Here is a 16,325-nt window from a genome sequence, read left to right as displayed (position 1 = left end):
TATTAACCAATTAAAAGAAACGTAGACTGACCTATAGATTTGCAAAGAAAAACGGCATAATAGTTAATATTAACAACATTTATAAATCACAATGCGTAATACAGTAATGAGTCATATGACACTAATAACACAAGCTACCTCTTGATAAGGCGGTGCGAAAAGCTCTACCACAACCATATAAACTAACGTGAATCTTTTAGGCTAAACTTTAGCCTAATAATACTAATATCATCCAATAAGTTGGGGAAATAATATGTACCAGCAAAAAGTAACTATTACTACACCTAATGGTCTACATACCCGTCCCACCGCTAAATTTGTCAAAGAAGCTAAAAAATTTAGCTCAGAAATCACTGTGACCTCCAATGGAAAAAGCGCCAACGCAAAAAGCCTCTTTAAGTTACAAACCCTTTCTCTCACGCAGGGTGCCTGCATCGCTATTCTAGCAGAAGGTGAAGATGAACAAAAAGCGGTAGAACATTTAGTTAAGCTAATGCCAGAGCTTGAGTAGTATACAGCCCGGATTTTAGTTAATATCTATCATGAGTAAGGTGGGGTTATGGTTTCAGGTATTGTAGCATCACCAGGTATCGCCTTTGGTAAAGTGCGCCTCCTAAGGGACGAGGAGATTGTGATCAACCGGGAAAAAATTACTCCAGACCAGGTCGAGGTGGAGATAAAGCGTTTCCTTACCGGGCGAGCCAAAGCCGCTGCGCAGCTAAAAGAAATACAAAATAAAGCGGATAAAATTTTCGGTGAAGAAAAGGAAGGTATCTTCGATGGCCATATTATGTTATTAGAAGACGAAGAGCTTGAGCAAGACATCATATCCCGTATCAAAAATGAACTCACCAGCGCAGATGCAGCCGTTCATACAACAATCCAAGCGCATGCCGCAGCGCTTGAGGCGCTCGACGATGAATACCTTAAGGGACGCGCTACCGACATCCATGATATTGGTAAACGTTTATTGCGCAATATTCTTGCTATGCCAATTCTGGATCTGAACCCCATTAGCCAGGAAGCGGTTCTGGTAGCAGTAGATTTGACACCGTCAGAAACCGCACAGCTAAATATGGATAAAGTTTTAGGTTTTATCACAGATCTAGGAGGGCGAACTTCGCACTCCTCTATTATTGCACGTTCGATGGAACTCCCCGCTATAGTTGGTACAGGCAACATTACCAGCCAAGTCGTTAATGGCGATTATTTAATTCTAGACGCCATTAACAACCGAATTTACATTAATCCTGAAGCATCAACGATTAAAGCACTGCAAGCACTAAAAAATCAATACACTGCAGAGAAAAGTGCACTGAACAAACTCAAAAACCTAAAGGCCGTCACGCTTGACGGGCATCAGGTGTCAATCTGCGCTAATATTGGCACCCTGAGAGACATAGTGGGTGCTGAACGCCATGGCGCAGAAGGCATCGGGCTATATCGCACTGAGTTTTTGTTTATGGACCGTAATTCATTGCCAAGTGAAGAAGAGCAGTTCCAAGCCTACAAGGCCGCGTCACAATCCATGCTCAACCGCTCGATTATCTTACGTACAATGGATATTGGCGGAGACAAAGATTTACCTTATATGCAGCTACCGAAAGAGGAGAATCCGTTCCTCGGATGGCGTGCTATCCGTATCGGACTCGATCGTAAAGACATCCTTCATGCGCAGTTGCGAGCGATTCTACGCGCCTCAGCCTTCGGAAAACTACGTATCATGTATCCAATGATTATTTCTGTAGAAGAAGTTCGCACACTGAAAGATCAACTTTCACTATTGAAAGCGCAGCTCCGTGATGAGGGACGAGTCTTCGACGAAAATATTAAAGTCGGAGTGATGGTAGAAACACCAGCTGCCGCAGTGATTGCGCGTCATCTAGCCCAAGAAGTCGATTTTTTTAGTATTGGGACAAACGACTTAACCCAGTATACTCTTGCAGTCGATCGTGGTAACGCGCTTATTTCTCATATGTATAATCCCATGTCTCCAGCCGTGCTAATGTTAATCAAGCAAGTTATTGATGCGTCTCACGCTGCCGGAAAATGGACCAGCATGTGCGGCGAGCTGGCGGGAGATGAACGTGCTACACTACTGTTATTGGGGATGGGACTAGATGAATTCAGCATGAGCGCTATCTCTATACCTCGCATTAAGAAAATTATTCGTAATATCAATTTTCATGATGCAAAAAAATTAGCAGAAACAGCATTAGCGCAACCAACAGCAAAAGAATTAATGACTCTAGTAAATGAATTCATTGAAGAACACATGCTTTGCTAATTGCACAACACTTGCCGATATAAAAACTTAGGAGCAGATCATGCGTTTTTTCAATAAATTGAAATCTCTCGTTTCTGCTTGCACTCAATATACGGGCAGCATTGAAATAGTTGCCCCTCTTTCAAGGAACATTGTAAACATTGAAAATGTTCCTGATGTAGTTTTCGCTGAAAAAATCGTGGGAGATAGGATAGCCATCAAGCCTATCGGTAATCAAATGTCTTCCCCAGTAAACGGCACGATCGGTAAAATTTTCGACACGAATCACGCTTTCTCCATAACATCCGACACTGGTATTGAGCTATTCGTGCATTTCGGGATCGATACGGTTGAGCTAAAAGGAGAAGGCTTCTTCCGCATCGATAAAGAAGGTCAAAGTGTAAAAAAGGTGACGTTATTATCGAGTTTGATTTGTCCATTGTAGAAGAAAAAACAAAGTCTACCCTAACGCCGGTGGTGATTTCCAACATGAATGAAATCAAAGAACTATTAAAATTCTCCGGCAGCGCTGTAGTAGGTGAAACCTTAATCATGCGTATCCATAAAAATCACCAGGCCTCTGCCTGTATCACCGGGTGAACATAAAGAGGGGCACAAATAAATACATAACCTCATCATCAAGTATAAGCGAAGCGCTCCAAAAGCTTCTCCTAGCAACCACTCCATGTACTGCCCCGATGCCTCTGAATAGAGGCTTAATCTCATCTTAATATTTTGTATCGGCATGCTGCAAAATTAGTTTTTTATCGCAAATAAAGCTTAAAATCAGCAAGTAGCTTATTTGAAATAATACCCTGAACTAGGACTAGTTATCTGAGAATCTAGATGCATGAGGCAACATTAATGCCTCGAAAAACAAGACCAATCTTGAGAAGCGTGAGAGGTTACTTTTAACTTACCAGGGATCGCTAATATACTAATGATAAAATGAATGTTTGATTATGCGTCGAGAGTGTTAGGGATATTTTTGATCTCGATTTATAAAACTTTAAAGATGTTAATAAGCTTCCTTCGCGGTCTCTTTCCTCATTCTGAAAAGATAGGAAAAGCTCGCATCACAACATCAATACACTGCATGATCATTAGTCAATGAATGAGTCTTGCGCTGGGCTGCAATTTTCGGACACAGTCATATGAAGCATCCGGATAAATGGTTTTTAAAATAAAAATCTTTACTGTTCCCTCATTTATCAGCGCAAGAGGTAAACTGATCTGTGTCAATAATCTCTCACGCAACAAAACAGCAGCTACACAAGCGTAACTGGATGTTACGGGACCTTCCTTAGGAACGATAGCAGGATATTCTTTGGATCACGGCGCTCAGCTGTTTTGAACGGGATTCATGAAAAAAATTATTCTCTCAAAGATCCAATTTCTTATTTAACTATACATTTATTCAGAATAATATTACTGTATATTAATATTATGCTGAATAAATGCATGCATTATAGCGAATCGATGACTCGCGATGCAACTCTAACAAAAATTAATTTTAACAAATAGCACAGCATATAACCCTATTATTTTATTGATTTGTATTCAGCGTTATAATGACCTTATCCTGATATCAAAAAATACGATAACTAAATTTTACGTGTAATCAGGAGCGTTGCAGTGACACGGCCTGTGTGTGCAATTTTTTTAGATCGTGATGGTACGATTAACGCTGATACAGGTTACGTACATGAGATTGATAATTTTCAATTTATTGATGGCGTAATCAAAGCCATGCAAGAATTAAAAAAAATTGGCTTTGCCCTTATCGTAGTCACTAATCAATCTGGACTAGCTCGTGGTTTATTTAGTAAAAAGCAATTTATGCGCTTAACTGCATACATGAAGCAATCATTGGCGTACTTTGACGTTCATCTAGACGCTATCTATTTTTGCCCTCACCATCCGAAAGCAGAAGTAAAATTATTACGCCAGGAGTGTGATTGCCGGAAGCCGAAACCTGGGATGTTGCTAAAAGCGCAAAGCTATCTGCATATTGATATGGCTGCTTCTTATATGGTAGGAGACAAATTAGACGATATGCTTGCTGGAAAAGCGGCTGGTGTTGGAACTCGAGTATTGCTTTGCAGTAAAAAAGCTTTATTAGTAGAGCATGCCAGGGCTGAGGCAGATTGGGTCATTGATTCCTTATCCTCGTTGCCAACTGAAATTAAAAAGCGGAAAATAAAACATAATGCATCTTTTATCTATTAGTTGAAAAATTAATGCTATTTCTTGCTATTTTAATCTACCTTCCTATGATACTAATCTGTGCATAAGTTACGTGATAAGCATCAGGGGTAAAAGCAATTCAGAAACAAGAAAAATATCTTGACACTGAATAAAAAAAGTATATTATTGAGCACCTCAGGCCCCAACGGCTTAGAGGTAAAACCGCTCTTTAAAAATTTATCAGACATTTTGTGTGGGCACTCACAAGACAATATCAATACAGGAAATATCAAGTCTTAAAGACTAAAAAACAAACATTCGTTCGAATACGCGTTTTAATTCTTTAAGCATCGAGCTTTTAATTGAAGAGTTTGATCATGGCTCAGATTGAACGCTGGCGGCAGGCCTAACACATGCAAGTCGAGCGGCAGCGGAAAGAAGTTTACTTCTTTGCCGGCAAGCGGCGGACGGGTGAGTAATATCTGGGGATCTGCCTAATGGAGAGGGACAACTACTGGAAACGGTAGCTAATACCGCATAATGTCGCAAGACCAAAGTGGGGGACCATACGGCCTCACGCCATCAGATGAACCCAGATGGGATTAGCTAGTAGGTGGGGTAACGGCTCACCTAGGCGACGATCCCTAGCTGGTCTGAGAGGATGACCAGCCACACTGGAACTGAGACACGGTCCAGACTCCTACGGGAGGCAGCAGTGGGGAATATTGCACAATGGGGGAAACCCTGATGCAGCCATGCCGCGTGTGTGAAGAAGGCCTTCGGGTTGTAAAGCACTTTCAGCGGGGAAGAAGGCCATAATGTTAATAACATTATGGATTGACGTTACCCGCAGAAGAAGCACCGGCTAACTCCGTGCCAGCAGCCGCGGTAATACGGAGGGTGCAAGCGTTAATCGGAATTACTGGGCGTAAAGCGTACGCAGGCGGTTTGTCAAGTCAGATGTGAAATCCCCGGGCTTAACCTGGGAACTGCATTTGAAACTAGCAGGCTAGAGTCTCGTAGAGGGGGGCAGAATTCCAGGTGTAGCGGTGAAATGCGTAGAGATCTGGAGGAATACCAGTGGCGAAGGCGACCCCCTGGACGAAAACTGACGCTCAGGTACGAAAGCGTGGGGAGCAAACAGGATTAGATACCCTGGTAGTCCACGCTGTAAACGATGTCGATTTGAAGGTTGTGGCCTTGAGCCGTGGCTTTCGAAGCTAACGCGTTAAATCGACCGCCTGGGGAGTACGGCCGCAAGGTTAAAACTCAAATGAATTGACGGGGGCCCGCACAAGCGGTGGAGCATGTGGTTTAATTCGATGCAACGCGAAAAACCTTACCTACTCTTGACATCCAGAGAACTTGGCAGAGATGCCTCGGTGCCCTCGGGAACTCTGAGACAGGTGCTGCATGGCTGTCGTCAGCTCGTGTTGTGAAATGTTGGGTTAAGTCCCGCAACGAGCGCAACCCTTATCCTTTTTTGCCAGCGATACGGTCGGGAACTCAAAGGAGACTGCCGGTGATAAACCGGAGGAAGGTGGGGATGACGTCAAGTCATCATGGCCCTTACGAGTAGGGCTACACACGTGCTACAATGGCGTATACAAAGAGCAGCTACCTCGCGAGAGCCAGCGAACCTCATAAAGTACGTCGTAGTCCGGATTGGAGTCTGCAACTCGACTCCATGAAGTCGGAATCGCTAGTAATCGTGGATCAGAATGCCACGGTGAATACGTTCCCGGGCCTTGTACACACCGCCCGTCACACCATGGGAGTGGGTTGCAAAAGAAGTAGGTAGCTTAACCTTCGGGAGGGCGCTTACCACTTTGTGATTCATGACTGGGGTGAAGTCGTAACAAGGTAACCGTAGGGGAACCTGCGGTTGGATCACCTCCTTAACACTAGCGATATGTTAAGTGACGTGCCCACACAAATTGTCTGATAACACCATAAAATCCTATAGGCTTGTAGCTCAGGTGGTTAGAGCGCACCCCTGATAAGGGTGAGGTCGGTGGTTCGAATCCACTCAGGCCTACCAGTAAAAGCATCAATGCCTCGCATGTATCCTAATTAGTAGTAGATAAAAATGGAAAAGATCTATTGGGGCTATAGCTCAGCTGGGAGAGCGCCTGCTTTGCACGCAGGAGGCCAGCGGTTCGATCCCGCTTAGCTCCACCATGACCTGCATAATTATGCAAGATTATTCATTGAATCATTCCAAAACATCATATCACTACCAGTCTAACCTTTTATCACAAAGTCTTTCAATGTCAAAAAATGGCAATATAGCATTCCTGCTCCTGATTGCGCCGCTATAGTCTATAAGATGTCGGCTAAGATCATCTCCACTACTCCTCTAAGGGAAATCTGAAAGTACAGGCCTGGCGCAACCCCTTACCGGTTGATGCTGAACACAAAACCAGAACAAAAACCATGTTAAGGTTAACAAATAGAAAAAAATGATATTTTAATAATACACCACCTGGAACCCAGCATGTATGATACTCCAACGTACGACATATACCAGTCAGTCTTGCACAAAGCAGGCTGACTGAAAAAATAATATTTTACTTATTTTGCGTCAAGTATCGCATGCGATACAATTCAACCGGTACTAGCATAATGCGATGCATGATCCCTTGGCTGGCAGTAGTTGCAGACGGATTTTATGGATTGCATCGTACTAGAGCTGTCTTATTCTCTTTTAAAGAATCTATAGTTCGATATTATATGTCAGTCACTTCATGAGAGTCCGATAGGACGCCCTCACCTACATTACGCTCTATATTAGCGTTACCTTTTACACAATATACCCATCCATGAAAACCGAAAAAGATTGAATGAGTAGCGCCGCAGGAAGAATGACTGAATTAAAAACAATAAGAGATTAACGACAGATTTCTTGAAATTAAAAAGTTTTTCTATTTAACGCATGGTATCTGTCACCAGAAAAACAATGAACTATCTAAAAATCCCCTACTGCTTTTTAAGAGGAAGCAACTAAAGTGATGTTAGCGAAACCATTCTGAGGCGCTTGCTTTATTTCGATAAACAACTACTCTACCTACAGGTTAACAGAAACTAAACTCAGATAATTAATTCGTAGTATAGTAAATTTGATGCATTTTTCAATGCACTAGTGCAGAGGTTCACATGTTTTTGACTGTTTCTAGACATCCCCTTCGGGATTATGCACTCTAGTCCGCGCATTCACTAATCACTGTAACTAAATGTAATTAAGTTAAGGAAAAAAGCTGTAGTACACCGAAGAAGGTGCACCCAATACTACTACATTCTCATAAAAACAGCATGATGCAAACTAATTTAATAAAAACCTTTAAAACTATACTTTCTATTCTTTTTATAAAAAACACACCGTGTTATCTCAAGAAAAAAGATCAAGCATACTGATATTTAACGCTCAGGATCGTATTAAAAAACAAGTTTGAAATGCGTATAGTCCAAAAACTATAACAACTCTAAGGAAATTATTAGTATTTTTAATAAACAGTAATACAACCTTTAACAGTACTGATAAATGGCCCATAAGAACCACTAGAACTTCAGAAGTCGCATAATAAGAAAAACACAACATATAACACTAGGGCAGGGCCCCAATAAATCGCATTTAAGTACTCAGTCATTCGTAAAACCATTAATATGACAACATCAGAAACAATGTATATAGTTCTGAAAAAATAGATGTATTGCCGACCTCGAAGTGCAATCGTTACTACTTGAAATACAAAATCAGAAGGCTTCACCGCATGATATGCAATATGATTGAGATGATTAGCATATACCACGAATGCCTCATCGCCGATTAACATGACTTTGATTATTCTCTAAAAACATCTATGTCTGCAATAATCAACAAAGATTAATCAAAATTTTTAAACAGAAAAATTACATCATTGTTTTTTAAAGCGAATAGGATCTCGCCCTAAGAGGGGATACAATGTGCCTTTATCAAACGACCGCTTAATAGGTACAGTACTCTTTCATGTTAGAAAAAAAACCGTCTCATAAAGCACATGCCCCCTTTGACCGTCAGATAGAAAACCTAAAGATGCCGCCCCACTCACTGGAGGCAGAACAGTCCGTATTAGGCGGCTTGATGCTAGATAACGAACGGTGGGATAATGTCGCTGCACGAGTGACTGGTAACGACTTCTTTAACCGCCCGCACCGTCTTATTTTTAAAGAGATGCAGCGTCTCTTAGAGCTAGCAAAGCCTATCGATCTCATCACTCTTTCAGAATCTCTCGAACAAAAAAAAATATTAGACGCTGTTGGCGGGTTTGCGTATCTAGCTGAGCTCTCTAAAAATACCCCTAGCGCAGCGAATATTTCCGCTTATGCCGATATTGTACGAGAAAGGGCCGTGGTCAGGGAAATGATTGCCGTTGCTCATGAAATTGCCGATGCTGGTTACGATCCACAGGGACGGAGTAGCGGGGAATTACTGGACCTAGCGGAATCAAGAGTGTTCTTGATAGCGGAGAACCGGGCTAGTAAAGATGAAGGTCCGAAAAGCATTGACCGTATTCTTGAAAGTACGGTAGCGCGCATCGAGCAACTTTACCAGAAGCCACATGATGGCGTTACTGGGGTATCTAGCGGATATTTGGATCTAGATAAAAAGACAGCTGGCTTGCAAAAATCGGATTTGATTATAGTCGCCGCTCGTCCCTCCATGGGAAAAACGACCTTTGCTATGAATTTATGTGAAAATGCTGCCATGACTGAGAACAAACCGGTGCTAATTTTTAGCCTCGAGATGCCTGGAGAGCAGATCATGATGCGCATGCTGGCATCGCTTTCGCGTGTTGATCAAACCCGAATTCGTACTGGACAGCTTGATGATGAAGATTGGGCACGTATTTCAAGCACAATGGCTATTTTACTAGAAAAACGCAATATGTATATCGATGATTCATCAGGCCTGACTCCAACAGACGTAAGATCGCGAGCTCGCCGGGTTTTCCGTGAACACGATGGTCTCAGTCTGATTATGATCGACTATCTCCAACTAATGCGGGTACCAGCGATGTCGGATAACCGTACCCTGGAAATTGCAGAAATATCCCGGTCGCTGAAAGCCCTAGCTAAAGAGCTTCAGGTGCCGGTGGTAGCGCTATCGCAGCTAAACCGGAGCCTGGAACAACGCGCTGATAAACGCCCTATTAACTCCGATTTGCGCGAATCCGGTTCAATCGAGCAGGATGCTGACCTCATTATGTTCATCTATCGAGATGAAGTATATCACGAGAATAGTGATATGAAAGGAACGGCTGAAATTATTCTCGGTAAACAACGTAACGGCCCCATTGGCGCCCTGCGATTAACCTTTAATGGACAATGGTCACGATTTGATAATTATGCAGGCCCAGAATATAATGATAGATAATTTATTTTATCAGATCTTTTCTGTTTTCGATCATCACGCAGACTAGATGATGCTTATAAATATTTCTATATTGTTATCATGATCTTTTTATGCCTCAGTTCTTTTTTCAAACCAGGAGGAGCATGATCATATTCACCTCTATCGTAACGTCTCTCATTTGATGCAACTCAGATTATTTGATGCATTGTCTTTATTAAATCTGTTAAAACATATATGTCAGTGGTATTATTGTGCTATTAATTAGAATAGATAATGTTGAGCCTCCTGCTATCTGCCATAGAAAAGCATTGGTTCCATAATTTTTCGTTCTTTCATATTCAGCTCCTACACTTTCGTGTGCTATTCTTTCAATCACCTTTAGCCTAGCTCTCTCAATATAGGTCATTAAACTATGTATGAAAATATTTTTAATAATCTTACCTATCTTTTCTTGCTTTCTGAATAAAGATTCAGAGTCCTATCCCCAGATGGGAAGAGAGATGAGTTTAAAAATCAAGCAAAAAAAATATTCGTAAGGTCTATAGAAATCATCGAAGCGCTATATCACATGATCGTCATCTATGATGATACTTGTCTCGAAATAAATAAGTCTTCATCCGTTTCGTAAGAAATCAGTTTTCTGTCTCCGTAGTTTTATGGAGAAAAATATTTTATTTTATTCCTGCTTCGAACCAATGCATGTCTTTCAGATTTTTTAAAAAGCAATCTCTGTAGTTATCGGATAAGCCTACCACATGAACTTCAAGGAATGATCGCTATGCGATAAGCACTATGTACAATCACTTTCTCGCCTAATTAAAAAAATCAAGCGCTGTTATGTTTAATCGTCATAAGTAGCTTGAATCAGTTTTGAACGGCTCATATAGTTATTGAGATGGGGTCAAAACAGCCTGAAACTGCTTGATATAAGATCGTGGGAGAGTTTAGGGAAGCCGGATATCAACAACACAGAGCAGGACGTCAATACTTTTAAATAGTAGATAGTGCGAAACATAATATTATCTCCGGTCGTTGATAACATCATAATGTTAATACTCAAAATGCTAAGACAGATTACTTTTTTAGTAATAGCGAGACTTAATTTCATTGCGAAATACTTGTTCTAGTATAAATTCGCTCATAGCTAACTCTATTATATTTAAAAAATATATACTTATTATATAACATCTTAATGCCGTATTTCCAGCATCAGATCCGCCTGCTAATGTATATATTTTTGCAGCGTGACTGCGATTTTATTAGTGCTGATTAGTTTTCCTCACCTGCAAGCGGGGCTTACACTGGATATACCGACGACTTAATTCCGTACAGGATAATCAAAAACATTATTTCTTTGAAAAATCACTAGACAGGCGGCTCGTCATTCACATAGTATGATTCTATCAAAGTTAGATACGCGCCCGTAGCTCAGCTGGATAGAGCACTGCCCTCCGAAGGCAGAGGTCTCAGGTTCAAACCCTGGTGGGCGCGCCATACCTTGATTAGTAGAACTCATGCTATCTTTTATTCTACGTTGTAAGCTTAATTAGTAATGGTGATTGTAGCTCAGTTGGTAGAGCCCTGGATTGTGATTCCAGTTGTCGTGGGTTCGAGTCCCATCAGTCACCCCATTCTCAGTGAACATGCGAAGGTGGCGGAATTGGTAGACGCGCTAGCTTCAGGTGTTAGTGTCTTAATGGACGTGAGGGTTCAAATCCCTCTCTTCGCACCACATTTTCATTATTATTACTCCTGCCCCGCTAATGCTCTAAAACCCGTTGATATAGTATGATGAGGGAAGACGTAGAAGAAGATAATATCGGCGAGTAGCGCAGCTTGGTAGCGCAACTGGTTTGGGACCAGTAGGTCAGAGGTTCGAATCCTCTCTCGCCGACCATATTCTGATAAAATTTTATTGCTAAGTCTCTAGCATTGATCATAAAATTCTTGCGTAATGAAAACTAATCATGTTTAAAAAAGCTTAATAAGGCGTAGCGGTTTATTTCAGTTTTTACTTAAGACCCAAAGGCTCAACCTCCTCAGCACTCTTGCGTACGACGATACGACCAAAGCCAAGCGTGGTTAGACTGTGGTTGATTTAGTGATTGCCGTCATGATTTCTCTTTTGTTCATTAACGTGTGATAAGTATTTACTGTTTCTAGGTTTTTTAAATAAACAATCACTACTTTTCTTTCATAAGATATATAATTCAGAATAATTGTCATCTTCAATGCATTCTATTGTATACGCTCTCAGTACATAATCTTATGTTCAAGAAATTTATTCATTTCTTACACTAATAAAAACATCCCTCTCTTAACACTACATTAAAGAGTCACCACAACGCATGAAACGAGCTATCGTATTGTTTAGCGGCGGACAAGATTCAACAACTTGCCTTATTCAGGCCTTAAGTCAGTACGATGAAGTGCATTGTATCACCTTCGACTACAGCCAGCGCCATAGAATAGAAATCACTGTTGCTCGCGAGCTAGCACTAAAGTTGTGCGCAAAAACGCACGAGGTCATTGACGTTACAACGCTAAACGCACTGACGGTTAGTAGTCTAACCCGAAATTATATTCCGGTACCAAATTATAAAGAGCAAAGCAGTGGGCTACCTAGTACCTTTGTGCCTGGTCGCAATATTCTATTTTTGACACTGGCTTCTGTCTACGCCTATCAGGTCAATGCTAGCACAATAATAACCGGTGTGTGTGAAACGGACTTCTCAGGATATCCTGATTGCCGAGATGACTTTATTAAAGCCCTAAATAACGCTGTCAATCTCGGTCTAGCATATGAATTACATTTCGTCACTCCACTTATGTGGCTAGATAAAACTGAAACCTGGGCGCTAGCAGATTATTATCATCAGCTTGAGCGTGTACGTTATGATACAATGAGCTGCTACAACGGTATACGGGGTGATGGATGCGGACAATGCGCAGCCTGTCATTTACGCGCGCGAGGGCTGGAATCGTATTACGCTAAACCAGACTCAGTTATGGCTGCACTGAAAGCAAAAACTGGGCTACGATGAAAAGAAGAGCATATCAGCAAGCTCCCGCTGAGTCGCAGTGGGTTTATTAGGCATCAAGCACTCTCATAAAAGACCTCACTTAGCCTCTACCTTGATTAGGCAACCCATAATCCTAGCTGTCGTGGTTAGGAAAGTTTCCTTTGCTTTTTTAATATTCAACATGCCTAAATGATCTGTGCTGCTTTCTGTACTTAATTATCATCAAGGCCTGGTGGAGCATTAGTGTCCGCTTAATTTTCAATCGGTACAATAAGGAAGATTGCGGGCATTATTGCAATCACAATGGTTGTTGAAATAATTTTTTTATACTAACAATACTACATGCTACTTTATAAAAGACCGCATGAGCATACATCGACTGCATGCCGGGTCCCTGACCATGCGCATTTAAGATGTACGATGCGCTCTATCCTGACTGAATGCAATTTAGTAAAAGATGCGAGACCATTCGCAATGGTACTACCATGTACAATGGTATCTTAAAAAGCATCTATTACATCAAGGACAGACGCTGATAACTAAGGCAGTCCGGTAAAGATCTTGTTATTACGCGATACGTACAAGTATAGGTATGTACTCAATAACTGAGTTCAATGAAGAAAATTGACTATTCCACCGTCTCATCTACACGTGAACCATAGTTCTTCATAGATTCAGATTGCCTTTTAAGAGGATTTTGACGACTGATGGACCAGTATTTGAACCAATAAACGCCAGTCATCACCTGTGATGTTTTCTAAGTATCATTTACTACTGAAGCGGTTCAGATTTATAACTAAGCAATCAGAGCATTTCGTAAGATAGCATGCGTGATATTTTCAAATTTTTTCTGTAAGATCTGAGGTCTTTTGTTCGAAAAAGTTACAGAAGAGCTCATCTTCTCATAGGGAGCTATAATAAGCCTAGGGAGTCCGAAAAACTCCGACGGTTTACTCTTTATAACATCCAACAGAGCCTGGGTTATTAGTAGTACTGTGCAATCAGTCGATATAAAGAATTTTATATGTCACACTGCCTACTACTAGATGGTAATTATTTCATACTCTCGATTTTTTTAACATTACCCTCCTAGACTGGCCGTCGACCTTCTTCAGCCCCTTTTAGTGGGGTGCTATCAATTATTACATCAAAGCTTTTACCTTGCTTTAATGTTTATATTCTTATATTCAATATCCCTAGTCGCGGAATGACCCAAGACTCGTCTTGAATCATATCAGCAATGCAATAGGTTGAAACATTAAGTCCACGAATCTCAGCATCGCTCAAAAAAAATTCATCACTCATTTTATCATTAAATCATCTTGCTCGCGATAAGCCTGAATAGAATGCCGATCATTAACGCCTGAAAAACCATTTCTCTATCTATTCAGCAATAACTAACACTTTTATTGATGCTTTGAGAAAACCCTGTTACTTAAGTAATCTGATGGTTAGTACACTACCTACCGCTACTGTGTAACTTTTTACTTTTCCATCGCAAGATTATCTCGAAATGTATCGCATGAGATTTTTCAAAATATTGCTACATTTTTAATTTTTAATAAAATAGATTATAAAATTCAGATAGTGATCCTATCACCGAATCGAGAGCATGCATTTTTACTAACTTTATGATATTCAGAGGTATTAATATCAGCACATCTAACTCAGAGTCACCAGTTTCAATAAAAACACATTTATTTATTTTTGAACCGAGTAATTAGCGCTCTACCTTAATGACTTATTAAACACTTTTTTAGTTTATGCTACCCATGATTTTTGCCCACGTGATAGGATTAAGATTCTTTCGTCTTCGGTGGCAAAATATTTCTTTCTTAACGTTTTATGGCATTGTCCTGCCGGAGCCTAATGTGAGAATCCTGGTAGATGAGAACATACCCTACGCCGAATCCCTTTTCGGTCGATTAGGAGATGTAGATCGGGTAAACGGCAGGGATATTCCTTCGCCTATGCTAGCGCAGGCTGACGCACTCATAGTGCGCTCAGTGACCCATGTCGATAGTACCCTACTACGCGGCAGCCGGATCACTTTTGTGGGCACCGCTACCTCCGGCACAGATCATGTAGATACAGCGTGGTTAGAACAGGCCGGAATTTGTTTTGCCGCGGCTCCGGGATGCAATGCGATTGCCGTAGCAGAATATGTATTCTCCACACTGCTATGTCTAGCTCAGCGGGATGGTTTCGCTCTACGCGACAAAGCGGTTGGTATTGTCGGAGTTGGTAATGTCGGAGGTCTTCTTCAGCGGCGTCTACATGCGTACGGCGTTCGTACCCTGTTATGTGATCCGCCGCTCGCGGAAGCAGGCACTTTGGGACATTGGCAGTCACTAGCACAGCTAGTAAAGGAAGCAGATATACTGACTTTTCATACACCACTGACCCATCACGGCCGGAATGCAACCTGGCATCTAGTAGACGAGGCTCTTCTCGAGGCACTTCAGGATGACTGCATTATCATTAACACCTGTCGGGGGGCTGTAATAGATAATGATGCATTGCTGAAAACGCTAGTAGCAGGCAAGCCCCTGAGAGTGGTGCTGGACGTCTGGGAGTCAGAACCGGCCTTGTCATTACCACTACTGACCCTTGTTGATGTTGGTACTGCCCATATAGCCGGTTATACACTAGAAGGAAAGACACGCGGTGCTGCGCAAATCTTTGATGCGTACAACGCCTTTATCGGCAGCGAGGTCCGTGCAAACCTAGCGATACTGCTGCCATCTGCGATGCGGTCTATACACCTACACGGCGACATTGATGAGGCAGCCCTGCTCCTATTAGCAAATCTAGTCTATGATGTTCGGCATGATGATGTCCAGTTACGGCGAATGGCTAGTCTACCAGGTGCATTTGATCGCTTGCGTAAACAGTATGATCAACGTCGAGAATGGTCATCGCTCTGCGTAAAAACGGACACCAGCACTGATATGCTATGCCAACTAGGGTTTTCGATCCCGTCCAGCCGTGCTGGTTAAATGCAAAAAATAGATAGGCGCTGCAGCTTGATAAAATTGCTAAGGGGTCGGAACTGGTATCCCGGGGGAGGAGCGTTTCTTACTACCGAATGTTCGAGATCGCTTCCTTAGCCTTGCGCCTGAGCCAGACAATTATGTCATAAAGGAAGGTCTATTAGACTGGTGATAAAAAATATCGCGTTGTAACATACATGAAATGATAATTACTCAAAATGCTTTTCTAATATAGAAGGTAATGCGAGTAATTTTTTATTGAAAATAATTTCATTCTATTCTATATTTTAATGTCTACGCTTTTGACTGACCCCCCGAAGGGCAGTAATCTACAAATGACGCATTCACACGCAAGGCACAAGCCACGTACACAAAACAATATATTGAATTTAATAAACAAACATTATCATTCATGCAACATCCATGTATTTTTCGAACAAATGTGAGAGGCACTTAATTTTCTT

Annotated in this window: 6 protein-coding genes, 6 tRNA genes, 1 rRNA gene and 1 pseudogene; all 14 read left to right on the top strand. The window is 41.5% G+C overall.

All coding sequences use genetic code 11. The features are described from left to right. Positions 1-253 precede the first annotated feature (253 nt). A complete protein-coding gene (gene ptsH / locus A359_RS03010) occupies positions 254-511 on the top strand; it encodes a phosphocarrier protein Hpr (RefSeq protein WP_014888380.1) in 258 nt (85 codons plus the stop codon). 48 nt (positions 512-559) lie between these two features. Beyond that, entirely contained in the window at positions 560-2,287 is a 1,728-nt protein-coding gene (gene ptsI, locus A359_RS03005) for a phosphoenolpyruvate-protein phosphotransferase PtsI (protein ID WP_014888379.1), read from the top strand. Between the two features lie 40 nt (positions 2,288-2,327). Continuing rightward, a pseudogene (crr, locus tag A359_RS03000) lies at positions 2,328-2,866 on the top strand (PTS glucose transporter subunit IIA). A gap of 1,035 nt (positions 2,867-3,901) precedes the next feature. Further along, a complete protein-coding gene (gene gmhB, locus A359_RS02995) occupies positions 3,902-4,495 on the top strand; it encodes a D-glycero-beta-D-manno-heptose 1,7-bisphosphate 7-phosphatase (RefSeq protein ID WP_014888377.1) in 594 nt (197 codons plus the stop codon). Positions 4,496-4,812: 317 nt separating this feature from the next. Beyond that, positions 4,813-6,354: ribosomal RNA gene (locus tag A359_RS02990) — 16S ribosomal RNA — on the top strand. Between the two features lie 63 nt (positions 6,355-6,417). Further along, a tRNA-Ile gene (locus A359_RS02985) sits at positions 6,418-6,494 on the top strand. 64 nt (positions 6,495-6,558) lie between these two features. Continuing rightward, positions 6,559-6,634: transfer RNA gene (locus tag A359_RS02980), tRNA-Ala, on the top strand. Positions 6,635-8,459: 1,825 nt separating this feature from the next. Further along, positions 8,460-9,866 carry a replicative DNA helicase gene (gene dnaB, locus A359_RS02970; RefSeq protein WP_014888375.1) on the top strand — a complete coding sequence of 469 codons (1,407 nt, stop codon included), beginning with the start codon at positions 8,460-8,462 and terminating at the stop codon, positions 9,864-9,866. A 1,396-nt stretch (positions 9,867-11,262) separates the two neighbouring features. Next, positions 11,263-11,339 (top strand) — tRNA-Arg (locus tag A359_RS02965). 61 nt (positions 11,340-11,400) lie between these two features. Next, positions 11,401-11,476 (top strand) — tRNA-His (locus A359_RS02960). A gap of 14 nt (positions 11,477-11,490) precedes the next feature. Beyond that, positions 11,491-11,577: transfer RNA gene (locus tag A359_RS02955), tRNA-Leu, on the top strand. Positions 11,578-11,665: 88 nt separating this feature from the next. Beyond that, positions 11,666-11,742: transfer RNA gene (locus A359_RS02950), tRNA-Pro, on the top strand. Between the two features lie 451 nt (positions 11,743-12,193). Continuing rightward, complete coding sequence (queC, locus tag A359_RS02945; protein ID WP_014888374.1) at positions 12,194-12,889, top strand: 7-cyano-7-deazaguanine synthase QueC; 696 nt, start codon at positions 12,194-12,196, stop codon at positions 12,887-12,889. 1,850 nt (positions 12,890-14,739) lie between these two features. Then, positions 14,740-15,867: a 4-phosphoerythronate dehydrogenase gene (locus tag A359_RS02940; protein WP_044104556.1), complete on the top strand. Its 1,128-nt coding sequence runs from the start codon at positions 14,740-14,742 to the stop codon at positions 15,865-15,867. Positions 15,868-16,325: the final 458 nt, after the last annotated feature.

The organism is secondary endosymbiont of Ctenarytaina eucalypti (assembly GCF_000287335.1).
In the GTDB taxonomy this organism is placed as follows: domain Bacteria; phylum Pseudomonadota; class Gammaproteobacteria; order Enterobacterales; family Enterobacteriaceae.
Note: the sequence above shows the minus strand (reverse complement) of the source record. Positions and strands in the feature narration are given on the sequence as shown.

Coding starts and splice junctions, on each gene's coding strand:
- ptsH (WP_014888380.1), top strand. CDS start 254: ATGTACCAGCAAAAAGTAACTATTACTACACCTAATGGTCTACATACC.
- ptsI (WP_014888379.1), top strand. CDS start 560: ATGGTTTCAGGTATTGTAGCATCACCAGGTATCGCCTTTGGTAAAGTG.
- dnaB (WP_014888375.1), top strand. CDS start 8,460: ATGTTAGAAAAAAAACCGTCTCATAAAGCACATGCCCCCTTTGACCGT.
- queC (WP_014888374.1), top strand. CDS start 12,194: ATGAAACGAGCTATCGTATTGTTTAGCGGCGGACAAGATTCAACAACT.